This window comes from Bacillus cereus (genome assembly GCF_025917685.1).
Taxonomy (GTDB): Bacteria; Bacillota; Bacilli; order Bacillales; family Bacillaceae_G; genus Bacillus_A; species Bacillus_A cereus_AT.
On sequence record NZ_CP089518.1, the window covers coordinates 1,857,796 to 1,878,347 of the forward strand.

Sequence of the window (20,552 nt, forward strand, 5' to 3'; positions counted from 1 at the left end):
TAAAGTTTCATTTTATTTAGTTAGGAAAAATAACTTGTTTTAACATGTAAAGCCCGACTCCCCATATGATTAGTCCTGAAAATTTATTTAATACCGTAATCGTTTTTCCTGTTGAATCTAATCCTTTTAGGAATTTTCCAGCTAAAGCTAAGCTAATAAACCAAATCCAAGAAACTATAATTGTTGCAAAAGTGAAAGCCCATTTTTCACTTCCTATGTATTGGATAGAGTTTGTTCCAATTACACCAATTGTGTCTAAAATTGCGTGTGGATTTAGTAATGAAACCGATGCTGCGAAAATAATTTGATTTTTTAAAGGCATACTTTTTTCTTGTTTTACATCATTTGCAGGATCGCTTCTCCAAATAACCCAGCCCATATACATAAGAAAGAAAAATCCAATCAAATACAAGGTGGTTGTTAACCAAGAGAAAGTTAGGAGCACAAGGGAGACACCCTGTACAGCAATTAAAATTAGCAACGTATCACATATAGATGCAGTTAATACTACAGGGGCTACTCTCCAAATATTTGGTTGGCTCGCACCTTGGTTAAAGACAAAAATATTTTGGACACCTAATGGAATAATAAGACCAAATGCAAGGATGATACCGTGAATAATTGCTTCATTCATCATATTACCTCCTACTTAATGTGATTAATTATGATAGTGTATATTGTATAGAAGAAATGAAAGTTTGTATCCATCCATATGGTTGGATAGGTTACCAACCAAAAAAATGTGAGGTGATATGATGGAAAGGTTAGTTTGGAAACCTAATATGTCTTCACCTATTCCATTATATAAACAAATAGAATCTTATATAAAAGAAAGAATTGTTAATGGGGAATGGACAGTTGGAACTAAATTACCTTCACAAAGAGATTTGGCGCATACGTTTGAAGTAAATCGAAGTACAATTGTAATGGCTTTCGATGAATTAGTAGCAAAAGGGTATATTGAGGGGAATGGCCGGAAGGGAACAATTGTTATAAATAATAGTGAGAGTACTGCCACATATGCACCCCCTCCTAACTGGCGGTCCTATGTGGAAACAGGGCTTCATTATCCAAATCTTCCTGCTGTACAAGAGATTAATCAAGCTGAATTTACTCCCAATGTAATTCGATTAGGAACAGGTGAGCTCGCGCCGAGCCTCTTACCTGAGAAAAAGATGAAGGAAATTATTAATAAAATTTTACAATCAAATGTTACACTTGGGTATGAGGAACCGAAAGGAAATCTTTATTTAAGAGAAAAAATTGCGGAATATTTAAAAGGGCATGGGGTATATGTATCTCCTGACTCTATTTTAATTGTTTCAGGGGCAATTCAAGCACTGCAACTTATTTCTATGGGGCTTCTTCCGAAAGGAGCGTCAATTTTATTAGAAAAACCATCATATTTATATTCGCTTAATGTATTTCAATCAGCAGGAATGCGTTTAATTGGAATACCAATGGATGAGAATGGTTTAAATGCATCATATATTACGAAATATAAGAAGCAATTTAATGCATCTATTTTATATACAATCCCGTCTTTTCATAATCCTACGAACTTTAGTATGAATGCGAAGAAACGAATAGAAGTGATGGAAATCTGTAATGAAATTGGATTGCCTATTATAGAGGACGCGGTGTATCAAGACTTATGGTTTGATGAGCCTGTTTCAAAGCCTTTAAAGGCATATGATAAAAACGGAATTGTACTACATATAGGGAGTATGTCTAAAGTAATTAGTCCAGGATTAAGAATTGGATGGATTGTTGGACCTGAGCCAGTCATTCAAAGATTGGCAGACATAAAAATGCAAACAGATTATGGTTCAAGTTCTATATCTCAGCAAATTGCAGCGGAATGGTTTACAAATGGATTGTATGATGAACATTTACAGTTTGTAAGAATTAAGTTGAAAAAGCGCAGAGATTTTATGTTACAAATGTTAGAGAAATATTGTCATGGTATAGCCACATGGTATGAACCGGCAGGTGGTTTTTATATTTGGTTACATTTGAATGTACCCGTTTCGAACCGTAGCTTATTTGACAAAGCTTTGAAAGAAAAGATTTTATTAAATCCAGGTACTTTGTATGATAGAAGTGCAAACCAATTTTTGCGCCTATCATATTCATACGCAACGTTAGAAGAAATTGAAATAGGTATAAAAAAATTTGCACAACTAATGAAAATGTAAGAGGAGAAAATAATGAAACGATATGTAATTTGCCAAATTATCGATGGGGATAAATATTTAGCTGCTTATGCGGAGACGAAGCAGGATGCAATTGAAAAAGCAGAATTGTTAGGATTACGAACGGGAAATCGATACACAGTTATTACTGCGGAGGAAGCTGAAGGGTTAACTTATCCTTAAGCAACGTATAATAATTATGCAAGAAGTAAATAAGCCTAGTAATATATGATATTACTAGGCTTATTTTTTTTGAAAGCGTTAAGTGTTCTCGTATGAAAAATAATAGTATTATGAGTCAAGTTGACGGAAATACCGATTTGTTTTTCGGTCCTGATTTCCGTTTCTATATTCATCAATATATTGTCTGAAGTTCCAAGATTGTATAAACTTATTTGCAGCGTTATAACCAGAATTGTAAAGCCACTCTTTTTCTTCCTTTGTTAACTCAAAGTTTGTACTTGTAATGGATCCTGTTGGAATTGTAATCGTTCTTGCTTTAGATTCCTTGTCTAAATGACGTAAATCATGGGCTTGCATCATTGTTTTAAATAGTCCTTTGAACATGGAGATAGGCTCGTTATAGTGGGCAGGATCAGCTTGAATCTCATCTTTTACAAAATGAAACCCAAAAGTCGGCCAGCGAGGAGAGGTGGGTGAGTCGAAAATCCAAATTGGATAATTGCTTAAAATCCCTCCATCAACCATATAACAGGGTTGCTTCCATTTTGGGGTTCTCCATTTTACGGGTTCAAAGAAGAAGGGGATTGTACTACTCATTCTTACAGCTTTAGCAATAGAGAAGCGATAATTTAAAAATCCATAGTTCGGTAAATCATCGGGGAAGACAACCATTTTACCATTACTTATATCAGAAGCGATAATTTTAAGCTTATTTAAATCAGGTAAATCTGTAAATAAGTGAATTCCTTTTTTTCGAAGTAATGCTTCAATCCATTCTTCTATAAAAATATTAGAGTAAATACCAAGAGTAGTCCATGCGCTTAATCCTTTGCCGATAAACGGGATTCTGTCAATAAAGGTTTTCTTCATAAATTTATTATAATCAATATCAGTTATTATCGTTTTTAACTCTGAACAAGAATATCCTGCTGCTAGGAGCGCTGCGATAATTGAACCAGCTGATGTTCCAGCAACACGCTCCCATTCATAGCCTTTTTCAGCTAACGCGCAAATTGCTCCTACATGCGCAACTCCGCGTACACCGCCTCCTTCAAAAACACCATCAATCTTCATCAATCATACTTCCTTTCGAATAAAAGATTTGAAAATGGCAAAAAAGCACGTATTGTACGTGCTTTTTTACAATAGTTTTTGAGTTTACTAGCAGCCTACAAAGCCGCCCCAACAGCTAGCTCCGATGATGATTAGAAGGATAAATAAAACGATTAATAAAGCGAAACCTCCATAACCACATCCACCACAACTACCGCCGTAACCGTAACCGCCGCCATAACCACCGCAACTATATCCGTAACCCATGTGGAATTCCTCCTTAAATTAAAAATAAAAATGAACGAGGGGAAAATGTACTGGAAGAAATAATGAACTATCGTGTTTGTAGGAACAATGTATACTATGCTTTTTTAAACTTGTTCGCGTATGAGGGATAAGCCCGTTTTTTGAAGGCTTGTTGATTTTACGATAAATGGAGTATAATCTTTGTGCTATGATACAAATAAGTATGTAAATGTAAGGAGAATTTATGGATAAAAAAATTGAAGTATTAATTGATAAATATGGACTGTCACATTTAAAAGAGGAACTTATTAATACTGTATTTCCTTGTGTAAAAGTTGTGCCAAAGCAGGAGGAAAGAGTTGCGATAGGTAGTTCGAAAATGGGGGGAGTTCCTGATTTGCCGGATTCATTTGAATATCCAATGTATAAAGGAACCCCATTACATTTTATTGCACAATTTAATTTAAGTGATTTACAAAACGTTCGTATGGAACACAATCTTCCTAAAACAGGGATGTTATATTTCTTTAGTATTGAAAATTACTTTGAAGAAGACGTGGATCAAACCAAAGCTGGACGTGTACTTTATTATGATTTCCCTGTAGAACAATTATGTAGAGCAAATGAAACGCAAGCGAAGTATACTCAATGCGCAATTACTTTTGAACTGACTTATAAATTACCAGAACTTTTCATTGAAGATGAGGCAGATTCAGATCGTTTCTTGCAATTACTTGAAGAGCTAATTCCAGACAACTATGATAATCATCAAATGTTTGGTGAGCCATTCTCTGTACAAGAGGAAGTATTATATGAGACAGGGGAATATATGGGGATAGAGCCACAGCAAATGACGCTTTTATTCCAAATTGATTCAGATCATAAAAATTGTAATATGGTTTGGGGAGAATTAGGAATGCTGTATTTCTGTATTAGTAATGAAGATTTGAAAAATCGACGTTTTGAAAATACATGCTGTGTATTACAAACTTGTTAATGAAAAAGGTTGTTCTTGTAAAAAGAACAACCTTTTTACAATGTTAAATATGCATAATCTCATATGACCTATTTTGAAAAGTATTGTATACTCTGAAACTATACGATACTTTTTCGTATAGTTATAGAATGTAAGGAGTGACAAGATGGGAAAGACAAGTAAGTATGTGACAGTTGCCGCACTTTGTTCAACTATAGCAATAGGAGGCTTACAGGCGTCATCTGTATCTTATGCGGCTACGAATCCGACTACAGTGACAGCACAATCAGATGCAAAGTTGTTAAATGATTTCAGAAAAGAATTAAAAAAACATATTGATAATCGAGATGAAAATATTACAATCGCATATAAAACAAAAGATAGAAATGCTAGAGATGTTATGGATCAATTATACAAAGAGTATAATAAAATTGTAGATGCTGATGAGTATGTAAAATATAATGTAGCGTCTACTAAATATTCTATAAAAGGGATGCCAGGGAATTATACGTTTACATTACAAGTGAAATATCGTGAATCAAAAGAGCAAACACAATATGTAAAATCTCAGGTAAAAGCAATTATCGGTTCAATTGTAAAACCAGGAATGGATGAGCATGAGAAAGTAAAAGCTATTCATGATTACGTTGTAAAACATGTATCTTATGATACGTCTTATCAAGCGTATACAGCATATGAAGCGTTAGCGAATGGTTCTGCAGTTTGCCAAGGATATACATTATTAACATATGAGTTACTAAAAGAAGCAAGTATTCAAAATCATATTGTAACAGGTACAGGAAATGGACAAGCTCATGCATGGAATTTAGTGGACATTGAAAACAAATGGTATCATCTTGATACTACATTCGATGATCCAGTACCAGATAAAGCTGGGCGCGTAACATATTCATATTTTAATATGTCTGACGAGCAATTAAGTAAAGACCATGATTGGGATCGAAGTAAATACCCAGCAGCAACTACAAGTTACTTTGGTGAATTAACAAGTAAAATAAAAGCCGGTAGTTCAAAAACTGTTGCATATGAACAAATGCTAAAAGAAACAAATTTAAAGTATTTATCTGCACAATATGGAGCGGAAACTTACAATGAATTCAAGAAAAAATTGCAGCAACAATTCGCTTCTAAGCCAGAAAAGGTAGAAGTACGATATAAGCAGTCCATGGATGGAACAATGCAAGATATAAAGAAAGTATTAAATGAAATAAATTGGCCAAAAGGTGCAAAGCGTGTATCTTATCAAGTAGCACCATATAGTGCAATGGCAGATTATTCATTAGCGACAATTACATTTACGTATTAAGAAATGAAAAAGAGCACCTGTAAAAGGTGTTCTTTTATTATGTATTGCTTCAAAAATCGGAATTATATGATAAAATAAAAAGAGGAAGGATGTGGAATCTGAATGGATTTGTTCGAAAGTAATATTTTTACATCGATATATACTTGTTTAGTAGTCGGGCTTATCGTTTTGTTTTTCATATCATTTACTCTGTTCATTAAAAGATTATTGCAAAACAACACTATGAAAAAACAACATGTGATCAATATGAACTAGCAGCTAGATCGAATTATTGAATTGTTTGAAAAAGATAAGAAATAGCGATAGAAGATGTATGAAAAGGGGAAGAGCATGGCTAATTATATAAAAGAATTACGTGAAAAAGTAGGGCACGACTGCGTTTTCTTAAACTTTGCGGGCGGTTGTGTGTTGAATGAACATGGAGAAGTATTACTGCAAAAAAGAGGTGATTTTAACGCTTGGGGATTTCCTGGCGGTGCAATGGAAATCGGAGAATCTGCCGCAGAAACTGCGATTCGAGAAATAAAAGAAGAAACAGGTTATGATGTAGAAATAAATGAGCTTATCGGGGTGTATACAAAATATTTTCAAACATATCCAAATGGAGACAGAGCCCAGTCAATTGTGATAGTCTTTTCATGCTCAATTTCCGGAGGAGAGAAAAAAGTAGACGGCGATGAAACGTTGGATTTGAAGTTTTTCCCGTTAGACAAAATGCCTCCGTTATTTTGTAAACAACATGAAGATTGCTTACAGGATTTATTAGAGAAAAGAGTTGGGGTATATCGCTAACACATAAAAAAGAAGCTAATCTCATTTAGCTTCTTTTTTATGTGTTATTTCCACCAATCATCAAACATTGACGCTGGTACGTGTCTTTTATGCTCACTTACTGTGTAACGCTTCTCAATCTTTTCAGCAACGTCAGCTGGAACTGCTTTACCTTCTAAATAGTCATCTAATTGATCGTAAGTAATACCTAACTCTGTTTCATCAGCTTGACCTGGTTTTTCATCTAATAAATCAGCTGTTGGCATTTTTAAGTAAAGTCGCTCGTCCGCACCTAATTCTTGTAATAAAGCACGTCCTTGGCGCTTCGTTAATCCTGTTAATGGTAATAGGTCCGCACCACCATCTCCGAATTTTGTAAAGAATCCTGTTACAGCTTCTGCAGCGTGATCTGTTCCGATAACAAGTAGTCCTTGTTGTCCGCCGATTGCGTATTGTGTAACCATGCGAATGCGTGCTTTTACGTTTCCTTTATTGAAATCTGTTAATGATTCACCTAATAAGTTTTCATATTGATTTGAGAAGGCGTCAACGGTTGAAGCGATATCAAATGCAGTTGATTGATCAGCTTGGATAAATTGTAATGCTAATTGTGCATCATCTTCATCCTTTTGCACTTTGTAAGGAAGACGTACAGCGATAAACGTTGCGTTCCCACCTTCATTACGAATTTCCTCAACTGCAAGCTGAGCTAAACGTCCAGCTAATGTAGAGTCTTGTCCACCACTAATTCCAAGTACAAATCCTTTCGCACCTGTTTTTTTTACATAATCTTTTAAGAAATCAACACGTTTACGGATTTCTGCTTTCGGATCAATTACAGACTGAACATGTAATGCTTTCATAATCTGTTCTTGTAATGTCATTATGTTTCCTCCTATTCATATTAAAGCGGTAAATAAGTTTATATGTATATTGGTACATACTTCTATCCTTTATTATTTCGCAAAACTAACGAATATACAATAGGATGCGTGTATGAATATGAATGAAGTTATTATAAATAAACTGTTTTGTATAAGCAATTTTTTTAAACCTTTCAATAATGTAAGGTTTTTGTCATTTGAATCGATGGAAGGTATTTCCGAATTTTACTAATATAAAAAAGCAAAGTTAGTAGAAGGGCGGAGAAGTAGTATGAACATTAGAGAACTTGCATTTCGAAATGTAACGCGAAATAGACGAACATATTCAGCATATTTTTTGAGTAGTGCATTTGCTATTATGGCCTTTTTTGTGTATTCATTTTTTGCGTTTCATCCGGCATTAAGTGCTGGACAATTAGGACAGTACGTATTCGTAAGTATGTCTTTTGCACAGTCTATTATTTACTTGTTTACATTTTTCTTCATTTTATATTCTATGGGAATGTTTTTAAAAACGAGAAAACGTGAGCTAGGGATATTAATGATGCTTGGAATGACGAAATATCAATTAAAGCGTCTTATCTTCTTTGAAAATATCATGATTGGAATAGGGGCAATTATTTTCGGGATTCTTTCAGGTATGCTGTTTTCAGGAGTACTAATTTTTGTAGCCCCAATGATATTAAAACTAGATATTTCCTTATCCTATTACATACCGATGAAAGCGATAGTTGTAACGAGTATTATGTTTTTCATATTATTTATTATCATTTCCTTATTTAGTGCCGGAATGGTTCGTAAAAATAAAATTATGAAGTTGTTTAGAGGATCAGCAGAGGCGAAGCCAGAACCAAAAGCATCAATTATTTCTTCTATATTAGCAGTAGTATTGCTTAGTGCGGGTTATGCAGGAGCGCTTATGTCACATGGTGCAATGGTATTTATTATGATGATTCCTGTTACAACGGTAGTCACTATCGGTACGTATTTGCTGTACAAGCAGTTGAGCGTCTTTATTATTCGATTATGTAAAAAAAGTAAACGTTTCTATTGGACACAAACAAATATTATTACTTTGTCAGATTTAGCGTACCGTATGAGAGATAACGCAAGAATGTTCTTTATTGTAACGATTATTTCAACAGTAGCATTTTCAGCAATAGGTACATTGGTTGGATTTGCATCAATGACGAAAGAAATTATGGACAGACCAATTGCGTTTCATTACCACTCAAAGAAAGAAAATACTAGCGAAATACAGCATATACAAATGATTGACAAAGGATTAAAGAAATATAATATAGAAGCTTCAAAAATAAATGTTTCTACGAAAAAAGCGGAGGAGCAGTCGTTAAGAAGCGCTACTTTTATAAAAGAATCGGATTATAAGGAATATGCAAAATTAACAGGAGAACCATTTAATACTGTATCAAATAAAGAGGCTTTATTTTTGTCAGTTGAAATACCTGGACCACCAATGAAAGAAAGAAAAGAAATCGCTTTACCCAATATGAATGAACAGTTAAAAGTGAAAAAAGTTACTTCGTCTTCATTGAGTAAAATATTAAGAGGTAATGTTTATGTAATCTCTAATAATCAATATGATTCATTACAAGATGGATTTAAAGAAGAAAAAGATTATATGTATAAAACAAAAGGAACGAAAGATGAAATTGAGGTTGGTAAAGAGCTTACACATCAGATTAAGCCTTATCAAGAACATGCAACGTTTAGTGCAGAAGAGTACGATCAAAATCAAAGTTTACAAATTGCAGGACCCATTTTATTTGTAGGTTTCTTTATAGGTATTGTATTTTTTGTTTGTGCAGGAAGCTTCCTTTACTTCCGCTTATTTTCTGATTTGGAGGACGATACTCGTTTATTTGAAATGATTCGAAAAGTTGGATTGACGAGAGGCGAATTATCGAAAGTAGTCACAATCCGCTTAGCGCTTTTATTCTTCGTTCCAGTTGGAGTTGCAACATTACATGGGGCAGTAGCATTAACTGCGTTAGGACAAATGTTTGAGTACTCACTGTTTAAAGAGAATACGATTGTATTAAGTATTTTTGTAAGTATTCAAGTTTTGTATTTCGTCATTATACGAGCTCGTTATTTAAAACAATTGAAAGAAAGATTGAATATTCGTTAAATGTGTTTTTTTAACTTTTGTCCTATATTTTCTAAAAAGAGTAAGGCATTACCAAATATATAGTGATAAAATGAAAATAGCGAGGTGAAAAAAATAATAGAGAGTAAGGGGGGAGTAACATGAAAGCAACAGGAATTATTCGAAAAGTAGATGAATTGGGACGGATAGTTATTCCTAAAGAATTACGAGATGTATTAGGAATACAAATCAAATCACCACTTGAAATTTTTGTAGAAGAAGATAAAGTTATTTTACAAAAATATCAACCTTACAATGCTTGTCAAATAACAGGTGATGTTTCAGATCAAAATATTTCATTAGCAAATGGAAACATTACTGTTAGTATAGAAGGCGCAAAACATGTAATAAAAGAAATTGAGCAGTTTTTGAAAAAAAGTGAGATTTAGTCTTAATTTATCCCGCTATTTGTGGGCAGTAAAACTCCCACCTCAAAACTCGGCTGAAGCAAAGAAGTTAGGTGGGAGTCGGACTGCCCGTAAACGCCCGATTGGTGAGGGCTAATAATCAGTGGGGGATGAACACCCCCACTGATTATAGTTTCACTTTATATTATTCTTTTGAAAAACTAAAAAAGAAAAGGACCATTTAATGGGTCCTTTTCTTTTGTTTATTGAGAAATATTTGAGAGGAAGGGAAATGGAACGAATAAAACGAATGTTAAGTTTAAACGTACTCAATAGTGGTCTGAAATGAAAATAATACATTTTCAGGAGGGATTACGATGAATAGTAGTACAGCGAATAAACAAAAAGGCATTAAATTAATTCCGTTTACCGTAAATAAGGTGGTTGAACAAGTAAATGAAATTCCACCAGGTGTACAATTGATTCATGCTCCGCAAGTATGGGAAAAGAGCGCGAAAGGAAAAGACATTGTCGTTGCCGTTTTAGATACAGGTTGTGATATAAATCATGTAGATTTAAAAGATCGTATTGTTGGTGGGAGAAATTTCACGAAAGATTATGAAGGAAATCCCAATATTTATCTTGATAATAACGGGCATGGTACTCATGTAGCGGGGACAATTGCAGCGACTGAAAATGGAGTGGGTGTATTAGGTGTAGCACCACTTGCTAAAATGTTAGTATTAAAAGTATTAGCAGGAGACGGTTCTGGAAGTTATGAGCAAATTATTGAGGCTATTCATTATGCTGTAAATTGGAGAGGACCGAATAAAGAGAAAGTGAGAATTATTTCAATGTCACTTGGTGGTCCACAAGATGTACCAGAGTTACATGAAGCTATTCAAAATGCGGTGAGGCAAGATGTTCTCGTTGTATGTGCTGCTGGAAATGATGGAGATTGTAACGATGAAACTGAAGAATTAGATTTTCCAGGTGCTTATTCTGAAGTGATTGAAGTAGGGGCTGTTAATTTAGAGCGGAAAATTTCATGCTTTAGTAATTCGAATCAAGAAATCGATTTAGTAGCACCAGGTGATGAAATACTATCTACGTATCCAGAAGGGAAATATGCGGTATTAAGTGGTACTTCAATGGCGACGCCGCATGTAGCTGGGGCTCTCGCACTACTCATTAAGCAATGCGAGAGAGAATATGGCAGAAAGTTATCAGAGCCAGAAATATACGCACAACTTATTAAAAGGACTGTACCTTTAGGGTATGAACGTACATCTGAAGGTAACGGATTAATAGATTTGCTAAAAGAATAGGAACTACTAAAAAACATCTCATATGAATATGAGATGTTTTTTAGTATGGTTCTGTCTCGTTTAATACAATATCTAATAAACCGGGGAATCTAGCATTTAAATCTTCTTCACGAAATGTTTTGACACAGCTACATCTATTCTTTCTGAAGTAGAAGCTATGCATATGATTAAAAAAGAAGAGCTTGATTTACGGGACCAGTCTGTCCAAAATTAGAAAGAATTCATCCATCAATTATTACGTATACGTTGTTCTGTATCAATATCGAAAAAATGAGCTTTAGTTAAACTAAAAGCTAACGGAATTTTATCGGTAGCTTTAATTTCTGAACGAGCATTGATTCGTGCAATAAAATTTTGGCTCGCAAGTTTTCCATGAATCATCGTCTCAGCTCCTAATAATTCAGCAACTTCTACTGTAATTTCGACGGTCGATTCAGGAGAAGATTGAAGAACAATGGGTTCATCATGAATGTCTTCAGGGCGAATACCAAGTATGATTTCTTTTTTATCATATCCTTTATTCTTTAACGTTTTTAGTTGACCATCTGGTATTTTGAAGCGGATGTTTTCTATATGAAAATAATTATCTTGTAATGCCCCGGTAAAGAAATTCATAGCTGGAGAACCAATGAATCCGCCAACAAAAATGTTTTCAGGATTATCATATACTTCTTTTGGAGTACCAACTTGCTGGATGAGCCCATCCTTCATAACAACAAGGCGTGATGCCATTGTCATTGCTTCTGTTTGATCATGTGTCACATATATAGTGGTCGTATTTAACCGGCGATGAAGTTTAGAGATTTCTGAACGCATACTTACGCGTAATTTTGCGTCTAAATTGGATAGAGGCTCGTCCATTAAAAACACTTTTGCGTCACGGACGATAGCTCTTCCTAGTGCAACCCGTTGGCGTTGTCCACCTGATAATGCCTTTGGTTTTCGTTCTAAGTAATCTTCAAGCCCTAAGATTTTCGCCGCCTCCGTTACTCGGCGATTAATTTCATCTTTGGGAAGTTTGCGTAGTTTCAAGCCAAAAGCGATATTATCATAAACAGTCATATGTGGGTATAGTGCGTAATTTTGAAATACCATCGCAATGTTGCGATCTTTTGGAGCGATATCATTCATACGCTCTCCATCAATATAAAACGAACCATTAGAAATGTCTTCTAGACCTGCAATCATACGTAGAGTTGTTGATTTTCCACATCCAGAAGGACCTACAAATACGATAAACTCTTTATCTTCAATATGTAAATTAAAGTCAGAAACAGCAGTGGTTTTATTATCATAAACTTTAAAAATATGATCTAATACAAGTTCGGTCATGATTACTCACTCCTTTTTTTGAATTAATTGAATTATAAGATTATTAAAACCGTAAGTAAATCGGCATAGTGCACAAAAGAATAAGAGGCTTTTATGCAAGTTTACGAAATATCCAATGAAAGAAACGCCATATAAACTGTTACTGCACCTTCGAAAGTTTTTATATTAATTCCTGTCTTTTCAATAAATTTATCAATTCGATATTGTAAAGTATTACGATGTAAATATAATTGTTTAGCTGCAAGAGATACATTTAAGTTACATTGGAAGAATACTTTAACGCTATCTATTAGTTCTTTGTCATTTGAAATGTGTGCCAATAATTGATTCGTGTATTTTTTTCTTTCTTCTTTCGGTAATGAGATTATTAATTGATAAGGGAGGAGTTGTTCAATGTATGTAATTTTTTTAGATAGATAGGGAGAAAGAACAGAAAATAATTTTTGCTCCCATTGATACAGATAAGCAAATTCAGTTGTTTGCGTATAGCGTCTTCCAACAAAGAAGGATAGGGATATAAAAAAATCTGTTTCTAGTGTATCTAAGGCTGTTTGCAATACAGATTCTGGTATGTTTTCTTCTAAGATGAGAACACCGGCTTGTGAAGTTTCCCATATCATTGTAGTAGTAAAAGAAAACATAGACTGTAAAGCATCTTGAAATTCTTCTCTCTCTACTATAGGTTGTGTTGTGAAGAAGTGTAAAAAACGAACTGATAGTATAGAGATAATATTATTTTTGTATAATGCTTCATACCACGATTTTTCTTTTTCTGTTCTATAAAATGTATCAGTATGGATGGGTGTTAAGATGGATGAAAGCAATTGATGTTCCCTTTGATGCAATCGGATTTTTCGAATTCCGACTTTGTTTCCTTCAACTAAAAACCAGCTATAATCCTCAGACAACACAGCTTCATTGATTTTTATATCCTCACCATAATATGTTTTTAATTGTTGAATCATAGGAACACTCCCCTTTCTAAAATAATAGCAACAATATATTAAAGAAGTATAGATTCATTGCAATTATTCTTAAATTTTTGCGCTAGAATCTGGTTTGTTTTTGCTAGAATTTATAGCGTTTCTGTAATGTGAAGGAGATAGATTCGTTTCTCGTTTAAATGATTGTGCAAAGAATGATTGGGAAGAAAAACCGGTAATAGTTGAAATATTAGAAATCGAATAGTTGGTAGTTTCTAACAATATTTTACTTTCTCTAATACGAGTTTGAATTAAGTATTCAATAGGCGAAACACCGACGAATTTCCTGAAGGAATGGGATAGATAATATTTATTAATATGACTGATTCTTGCTAATGTATCCAGGCTGATATTTTCGTGAAAATGTTGCTTAATATAGTTTTTAATAAATTCAATATCTTTATTGATTTTTTGAGTAGATGTTTTCTCTACATTGAAAGATTTTTTTCTCATCATCTTAAGTAACAAAATTTCCAGAACATTTTGTATAATTAAATCGTAATCTTCTTGATGGTTTTCCACTTCCTCGACCAATTGCTGAAGGTAGAAGAGGAAATTTTTTTGATCCTGTTTATAATTATGAATAGTGACTTGACTAGGATTTTCTATGGATGAAAAGGAAAGACCTTGAATACCGAGTGCGATGTATTCGAGTGGGTGATTACTATCAGACTTTTCCGTGTGCTCGATATTTGGATTGATGATAATCAAATTGTGCTCTTGGACGGGGATTTCTTCTTTGTAAAAGATAAAAGTTCCTTTGCCCTTGGTAATATACAATAGCTCTGTAAAGTGATGCGCATGAATGGTGCTATGCCAATCTTTATCGTATTTTGATTTTGTTATATAAAGAAGTTTTACTGGAAGATGGTTTCGTTGAAATTGCGGAATCTCATATACTTCATTGGACAAATGAATCCCTCCTTCGTAGACTTTTTATCTATATTATAAAGATTTTAGTGGGATATTCAGTAAAAAGCAAGATATCTAAAAAACAGGACAAGATGTTTATTGTGAAAGCGTTATCTATTTTGTATTCTTTAATTATGAAAGGAAGATTAGGAGATGGGGGTAAGATAAAGATGAAAAAAAAGATTTTGTTTTCTGGAATGACAGCTTTATTATCTCTTAGTTTAATAGCCTGCCAGAGTGATACTACAAAGGTTGATAACTCTAAGAGCGGTACAGACTCTAGTAAAAAACAAATCCTTCATGTGGCGGCGCTTGAATCGGCTTATGGCAAAGAGATGTGGACCAAAATGATTGACGCATATGAAGCTGCTAATCCAAAAGTTGATGTTAAATTGACGGTGGATAAAAATCTCGAGGATGTTATCGGCTCGAATATGAAAGCAGGAAACTATCCGGATGTGGTGTTATTGGCAACCGGGAGAAAACAGGCGCTGACAGAAACATTGATTAAAGATAAAGCTTTAGAAGATATTACGGATGTTTTAGATAGGAATGTTTATGGTGAAGATGTCAAAGTCAAAGATAAGTTGGTACCAGGGCTTACTGGTACACCTGCGACTAACCCTTATAACGACGGCAAAACTTATATGGCACCAATGTTCTATAGTCCAACTGGATTATTCTATAATGCCAGCTTATTCAAGGAAAAAGGTTGGGAAGTACCAAAGACTTGGGATGAGATGTGGGCGTTGGGCGATAAAGCGAAAACTGAAGGGATTTCTTTATTTACTTATCCTACCACTGGTTACTTTGATACATTCTTCTACTCCCTACTATTAGGGGGGGGTGGACCTGAATTATACAATAAGGCTATGAAATATGGAGATGGTGCTTGGGAAACTGCTGAAGCAACAAAAGCCTTCGAAATTGTCGGAAAATTAGGAAAATATACAGAACCAACAACTGTTGCTAATGCAAATGATAAAGACTACAAGAAAAATCAACAATTGATTCTCGATAACAAAGCGTTGTTTATGCCAAATGGTACGTGGGTTGTTGGCGAAATGAAAGAAGCCCCTCGATCTAAAGGTTTTGAATGGGGCATGATGGCTTTACCGACAATTGATACTAGTAGCGACCGTTATGCATTTACTTTCTTTGAACAAATGTGGATTCCTTCGGCAGCTAAAAATAAACAAGCAGCTAAAGATTTCATGACGTTTGTTTATTCTGATAAGGCCGTTGAAATTTTTGCGGAATCCAGTGCGATTCAACCTGTCAAAGGCCTTTCTAATAAACTGACAGGTGAAAATAAATCATTCTATAGTATCTATGATAATGGAGTGAAAGTGGGTGTAGGTGGATTTGCTGCAACAAAAGCCGTTGAAGGTGTAAGTATGCCAGATACATTATTTAGAACAATTGACAGTGTTATTTCTGGTGATAAAAAGGTGAAAGATTGGCAAAGCTCTGTTGAAAAAGTGAGTGACCAATTACGGTCTGCATTAAAATAAATTAGTTTTCACTACGTACAGTGGTGAGTCGCTAGTCTCACCATTGTACTTATTAACTGAGGTGATGGCATGAATAAGACAACAGAAAAAAGAATTTTTATTTTTGTTTGTACTGCACCCGCACTAATCCTGTTAGCCATTTTTATGATTGTTCCTACGATTGAGGTATTCAGGATGTCCTTATATAAGTGGGGAGGATTTTCTAATAATAAGGTATTTGTTGGGCTCGATAACTTCAAAATTTTATGGAATGATATGAACTTCTTTCGATCTCTCCAAAACAGTATTGTATTGATTGTTATCGTTACATTTATCACGATGGTGCTGGCGATCTTATTTGCCACTTTGTTAACAAGAGAAAAAATAAAAGGTAAAAGCTTCTTTCGGATTATTTTTTATATCCCTAATATCTTATCCGTTGTAGTTATCGCGGGAATATTTTCTGCAGTTTATGACCCAACTACAGGGTTGTTAAATAATATACTTGCTTTGTTTAACCTTGAAAACCTTCAAAAGATGTGGCTCGGTAATCAAAAGATTGCTATTTACAGCATTGGCGGGGCACTCATTTGGCAAGCAATTGGTTACTATATGGTCATGTATATGGCAGCGATGGCGAGTATCCCGGAAAGTTTTTATGAAGCATCTGCTTTGGAAGGTGCTGGACGGGTCAGACAATTTTTCAGTATTACTTTACCGTTAATTTGGAATAACATGCGGACGACGTTAACTTTCTTCGTTATTAGTACTATTAATTTAAGTTTTCTTCTCGTTCAAGCAATGACTGGCGGCGGACCTGACGGATCGACGGAAGTGTTTTTAAGCTATATGTATAAGCAGGCTTACACCAATTCTTCTTACGGTTACGGTATGGCTATTGGGGTGGTCATTTTCCTATTCTCATTCGCATTATCTGCAATTATCAGTGGTGTCACTAAAAGGGAAGTGTTGGAGTATTAAGGAGGTCCAAAAACGATGGAAACACAAAAAAGAATGACTACAGAAACAGCGTACCAAGATCCAAAAACGATGGAAAGCCAAAAAGAAATGACTGTAGAAACAGCTTATCAAGCCCCAAAAACAGTGAAGACTCAAAAAGGAATGACTACAGAAGCAATATATCGCTGTTTTATATATGTAGCACTGATTACGTTAGCAATTTCTATTATTATTCCTGTTGCATGGGTTTTCTTAGCCTCAGTGAAGAAGAACTCGGAGTTTTATGGAAGTCCTTGGGCCATGCCGAAAAGTTTCTATTTTCAAAACTTTATCGATGCTTTCCAAAAGGCAAACATGGGTACCTATATGTTGAATTCAGTCATGGTAACTGCGTTGGCTCTGTTTATTTTATTGATTGTGGCCTTACCAGCAGCCTATGTGTTGGCAAGATATACTTTTAGAGGAAGCAAATTAATAAATACTTTTTTTAAAGCTGGATTATTCATCAATGTGAACTACATTGTTGTTCCAATTTTCTTGATGTTATTGGACGGAGATACCTTTTTACGAGGCCAACTTGGTGATGGATTTCTACTAGACAATTTATTTATTTTAGCTGTGGTATATGCGGCGACAGCGCTACCATTTACCATTTACTTGCTGTCTAGTTTTTTTCAATCGCTTCCATCCACGTATGAGGAAGCGGCGTTGGTCGATGGTGCCGGATATTTCAAAACAATGATTTCAGTCATGATTCCTATAGCTCGTCCAAGTATTATTGCCGTCATTCTATTTAATTTTCTTGCCTTTTGGAACGAATACATTATTGCATTAACATTAATTCCAGGACCGAATAAAACGTTGCCTGTTGGGTTAATGAGCTTGATGGCAGCTCAAAAATCTGCTGCGAATTATGGTCAAATGTATGCAGGAATGGTTCTAGTTATGCTGCCAACTTTGATTTTATACATCATTGTTCAAAAAAAATTAACACAAGGAATGACCCTTGGTGGTTTAAAGGATTAGAGGAGGATTTACATGAAAAAGAAAAAAGGCCGTGTTACTTTACCGAGTGAAGAAAATTTTCTTAAGGAAACAAAAGAATTGATGGAACGATGGGGTGCAGATGCGATTCGCGATAGTGATGGAACGAAACTAGATGATGATATTAAACAATTGGATGCGAAAATTTATACGACTTATTTTGTTGCTCGAGCTCACAATGAGTTCGCAGAGAAGCACATGGATGAATGCCAGCAACTTTATTTAATGAGTTTGTTTAATACTGCGCTTACTGATAGCCTTGAAATTGATTTTATGAAAGGATACTTTGAGGAACAATTAAAGCCGGATTACGTTCACAGTCCTAAAAAATACTGGGAGGTTATTGATCGGACAACAGGAGAAGTTGTTGACGTTAATGATTGGGAAGTAAACGAAGAGCAAAATCGTGTTTTGATTACGAAGGCGATTCCTTGGCATGAATATACGGTTTCATTCCTAGTCTATGCGATTTGGGATCCAACCCAAATGTATAATCATATTACTAATAATTGGGGAGATAAGCCACATGATATTCCTTTTGATGTCAGACAGCCACATTCCAATGAATTTATGAAAACCTATTTAAAACAATGGCTGACAGAAAATCCGGATACAGATGTGGTCAGGTTTACAACGTTTTTCTATCATTTTACCCTTGTGTTCAATAATCTTGGTAAAGAAAAATTTGTCGATTGGTTCGGATATGGTGCTAGTGTTTCAGTTGCTGCTTTGGATGCCTTTCAAAAAGAAAAGGGCTATCGCTTAAGACCAGAGGACATTGTTGATCAAGGTTATTACAATACTTCGTTTCGAATTCCAACTCCTGCTTTTTTAGATTATATAGATTTTGTTCATAAGTTCGTTGCTGAAGAAGCAAAGAAACTTGTAGATATTGTCCATGAAAGTGGAAAAGAAGCAATGATGTTCCTTGGTGATAACTGGATTGGTACAGAACCATATGGGAAATACTTTGAAAATATCGGATTGGACGCAGTGGTAGGCAGTGTGGGTGGGGGAGCCACACTACGTATGATTGCAGATATACCACATGTTCGTTACACAGAAGGGCGTTTCTTACCTTATTTCTTCCCAGATACTTTTTACGAAGGTAACAATCCGACGATTGAAGCGAATGAAAATTGGTTAACGGCGCGCAGAGCTTTACTGAGGAATCCTGTTGATCGTATCGGGTATGGCGGTTATTTAAGTCTAGCCTATCAATTTCCGGAATTTATCTCCTATATTGAAAAAGTTACTGAGGAATTTCGTGAAATTCATGACACGATCAAAGGTGTGAAACCATACAGCGGTCTTAAAGTTGCAATTTTGAATTCTTGGGGTAAGTTGAGAACTTGGCAAACACATATGGTTGCTCATGCACTATGGTATAAACAAATTTATTCTTATTTAGGTGTTTTAGAATCCTTGAGCGGGGCTGCCGTGGAAGTTACGTTCATTAGTTTTGATGATGTCATTAACGATGGGATGCCTGAGGATATTGACGTCATTATTAATGCCGGCGATGTGGGCACAGCTTTTTCAGGCGGGGCTAATTGGATTAATGAAAAATTAGTCACAACCATTAGGGCCTGGATGTATAATGGCGGAGGTTTCATAGGCATTGGCGAACCTACAGCCTATCAGCATGAAGGACATTATTTTCAATTGGCAAACGTCTTAGGTGTTGACAAAGAACTAGGATTCAGCTTATCAACAGATAAATATTTTATTAATCCTGTCCAAAATCATTTTATTTCTGCTGACAGCACCCAATTTGATTTTGGTGAAGGAATGAAAAACATTTATGCGTTATCAGATAAAACCGAAATAATCGAATATTCAAATGGAGAAGTTCATCTTTCTAGTCATCAGTTTGGAGAAGGGAGATCCGTCTATATAGCAGGACTGCCATACAGCGAAGAAAATACACGTCTGCTGATGCGTGCGTTATACTATGCTGCCCATAAAGAAGGAGAATTTCAAAAGTATCATGCGAGCAACATTTATTGTGAAGTTCATGCATATCCATCTATTCAAAAAATGGCGATTGTTAACAACTCGATGGTCGAACAAATGACGGTTGTCTACGACGGACAAGGAAACAGGAAAGAAGTGACGTTGGCACCTAGTGAAATTAGGTGGGAGGACTTTTCAAATGAAGGCTAATATTTTATTCATTATTAAAATTGTTCTGTTTATCGTATGCCTGTCTTTAATTATCACCTACCAAAAGACAGCTGGTAAATTCGAACTGGGGATGATGTTGATTGGATTAGCTGGTCTCTTAGGGCTGCTTTATGATTACAATCGGAAATATGTATAAATCAACCAGGGGAAGTGAATTGATC

At 35.0% G+C, this 20,552-nt stretch carries 21 protein-coding genes and 1 pseudogene; 15 read left to right on the forward strand and 7 right to left on the reverse strand.

All coding sequences use genetic code 11. From position 1 onward, the window contains the following. Positions 1-16: 16 nt before the first annotated feature. Entirely contained in the window at positions 17-634 is a 618-nt protein-coding gene (locus LUS72_RS09645) for a LysE/ArgO family amino acid transporter (protein WP_264448854.1), read from the reverse strand. A 118-nt stretch (positions 635-752) separates the two neighbouring features. On the opposite strand from LUS72_RS09645, the gene LUS72_RS09650 reads away from it, so the two are divergent. Further along, a complete protein-coding gene (locus tag LUS72_RS09650) occupies positions 753-2,198 on the forward strand; it encodes a MocR-like pyridoxine biosynthesis transcription factor PdxR (protein WP_264448855.1) in 1,446 nt (481 codons plus the stop codon). 12 nt (positions 2,199-2,210) lie between these two features. Further along, positions 2,211-2,378, forward strand: a complete 168-nt coding sequence (locus tag LUS72_RS09655) for a DUF3933 family protein (RefSeq protein ID WP_097829780.1) — start codon at positions 2,211-2,213, stop codon at positions 2,376-2,378. 108 nt (positions 2,379-2,486) lie between these two features. Here LUS72_RS09655 and LUS72_RS09660 read toward each other — a convergent pair whose 3' ends face one another. Together LUS72_RS09660 and LUS72_RS09665 are read right to left on the reverse strand one after the other, a co-directional pair. Next, on the reverse strand, positions 2,487-3,452 hold the full coding sequence (locus LUS72_RS09660; protein ID WP_264448856.1) for a patatin-like phospholipase family protein: 966 nt from the start codon (positions 3,450-3,452) through the stop codon (positions 2,487-2,489). An 87-nt stretch (positions 3,453-3,539) separates the two neighbouring features. Next, complete coding sequence (locus LUS72_RS09665; protein WP_000540422.1) at positions 3,540-3,698, reverse strand: YjcZ family sporulation protein; 159 nt, start codon at positions 3,696-3,698, stop codon at positions 3,540-3,542. Between the two features lie 223 nt (positions 3,699-3,921). On the opposite strand from LUS72_RS09665, the gene LUS72_RS09670 reads away from it, so the two are divergent. From LUS72_RS09670 to LUS72_RS09685, 4 genes are all read left to right on the forward strand, one after another. Continuing rightward, the gene (locus tag LUS72_RS09670; RefSeq protein ID WP_264448857.1) at positions 3,922-4,674 is read left to right on the forward strand and encodes a YwqG family protein; all 753 of its coding nucleotides are present in this window, start codon (positions 3,922-3,924) and stop codon (positions 4,672-4,674) included. Between the two features lie 145 nt (positions 4,675-4,819). After that, positions 4,820-5,980, forward strand: a complete 1,161-nt coding sequence (locus LUS72_RS09675) for a transglutaminase domain-containing protein (RefSeq protein ID WP_264448858.1) — start codon at positions 4,820-4,822, stop codon at positions 5,978-5,980. Positions 5,981-6,082: 102 nt separating this feature from the next. After that, positions 6,083-6,235 carry a DUF4083 domain-containing protein gene (locus tag LUS72_RS09680; RefSeq protein WP_264448859.1) on the forward strand — a complete coding sequence of 51 codons (153 nt, stop codon included), beginning with the start codon at positions 6,083-6,085 and terminating at the stop codon, positions 6,233-6,235. Between the two features lie 75 nt (positions 6,236-6,310). Next, positions 6,311-6,772: an NUDIX hydrolase gene (locus LUS72_RS09685; RefSeq protein ID WP_097829776.1), complete on the forward strand. Its 462-nt coding sequence runs from the start codon at positions 6,311-6,313 to the stop codon at positions 6,770-6,772. A 44-nt stretch (positions 6,773-6,816) separates the two neighbouring features. On the opposite strand, the gene nadE is transcribed toward LUS72_RS09685, so the two are convergent. Then, complete coding sequence (nadE, locus tag LUS72_RS09690; RefSeq protein WP_097829775.1) at positions 6,817-7,635, reverse strand: ammonia-dependent NAD(+) synthetase; 819 nt, start codon at positions 7,633-7,635, stop codon at positions 6,817-6,819. Positions 7,636-7,906: 271 nt separating this feature from the next. Between nadE and LUS72_RS09695 the strand changes: the two genes are divergently transcribed. The 4 genes and pseudogenes from LUS72_RS09695 to LUS72_RS09710 all read left to right on the forward strand — a co-directional run. Beyond that, positions 7,907-9,787, forward strand: coding sequence for an FtsX-like permease family protein (locus LUS72_RS09695; RefSeq protein ID WP_264448860.1), 1,881 nt, complete (start codon positions 7,907-7,909; stop codon positions 9,785-9,787). 119 nt (positions 9,788-9,906) lie between these two features. After that, a complete protein-coding gene (locus tag LUS72_RS09700) occupies positions 9,907-10,194 on the forward strand; it encodes an AbrB/MazE/SpoVT family DNA-binding domain-containing protein (protein WP_000648281.1) in 288 nt (95 codons plus the stop codon). Positions 10,195-10,529: 335 nt separating this feature from the next. Next, positions 10,530-11,480, forward strand: coding sequence for a serine protease (locus tag LUS72_RS09705; protein ID WP_264448861.1), 951 nt, complete (start codon positions 10,530-10,532; stop codon positions 11,478-11,480). 112 nt (positions 11,481-11,592) lie between these two features. Next, a pseudogene (locus LUS72_RS09710) lies at positions 11,593-11,694 on the forward strand (IS6 family transposase); the annotation flags it as partial. Positions 11,695-11,708: 14 nt separating this feature from the next. On the opposite strand, the gene LUS72_RS09715 reads toward LUS72_RS09710, so the two are convergent. From LUS72_RS09715 to LUS72_RS09725, 3 genes are all read right to left on the reverse strand, one after another. Beyond that, entirely contained in the window at positions 11,709-12,812 is a 1,104-nt protein-coding gene (locus LUS72_RS09715; protein ID WP_264448862.1) for an ABC transporter ATP-binding protein, read from the reverse strand. Between the two features lie 101 nt (positions 12,813-12,913). Then, a complete protein-coding gene (locus LUS72_RS09720; protein ID WP_097829771.1) occupies positions 12,914-13,777 on the reverse strand; it encodes a PucR family transcriptional regulator in 864 nt (287 codons plus the stop codon). 69 nt (positions 13,778-13,846) lie between these two features. Continuing rightward, positions 13,847-14,707 (reverse strand): AraC family transcriptional regulator, encoded by an 861-nt coding sequence (locus tag LUS72_RS09725; RefSeq protein ID WP_097829770.1) that lies wholly within the window; start codon positions 14,705-14,707, stop codon positions 13,847-13,849. Between the two features lie 170 nt (positions 14,708-14,877). Here LUS72_RS09725 and LUS72_RS09730 point away from each other — a divergent pair, with 170 nt between their 5' ends. The 5 genes from LUS72_RS09730 (at position 14,878) to LUS72_RS09750 (ending at position 20,527) form a co-directional block, all read left to right on the forward strand. Continuing rightward, positions 14,878-16,221, forward strand: a complete 1,344-nt coding sequence (locus LUS72_RS09730; protein WP_264448863.1) for a carbohydrate ABC transporter substrate-binding protein — start codon at positions 14,878-14,880, stop codon at positions 16,219-16,221. 69 nt (positions 16,222-16,290) lie between these two features. Next, positions 16,291-17,181: a carbohydrate ABC transporter permease gene (locus LUS72_RS09735; RefSeq protein WP_097829769.1), complete on the forward strand. Its 891-nt coding sequence runs from the start codon at positions 16,291-16,293 to the stop codon at positions 17,179-17,181. A 15-nt stretch (positions 17,182-17,196) separates the two neighbouring features. Further along, the gene (locus tag LUS72_RS09740) at positions 17,197-18,186 is read left to right on the forward strand and encodes a carbohydrate ABC transporter permease (protein WP_097829768.1); all 990 of its coding nucleotides are present in this window, start codon (positions 17,197-17,199) and stop codon (positions 18,184-18,186) included. Between the two features lie 12 nt (positions 18,187-18,198). Beyond that, positions 18,199-20,370 carry a 1,3-beta-galactosyl-N-acetylhexosamine phosphorylase gene (gene gnpA / locus LUS72_RS09745; RefSeq protein WP_264448864.1) on the forward strand — a complete coding sequence of 724 codons (2,172 nt, stop codon included), beginning with the start codon at positions 18,199-18,201 and terminating at the stop codon, positions 20,368-20,370. Beyond that, the gene (locus tag LUS72_RS09750) at positions 20,360-20,527 is read left to right on the forward strand and encodes a DUF6903 family protein (protein WP_170961051.1); all 168 of its coding nucleotides are present in this window, start codon (positions 20,360-20,362) and stop codon (positions 20,525-20,527) included. The genes gnpA and LUS72_RS09750 overlap by 11 nt, the downstream gene beginning before the upstream one ends. Positions 20,528-20,552: the final 25 nt, after the last annotated feature.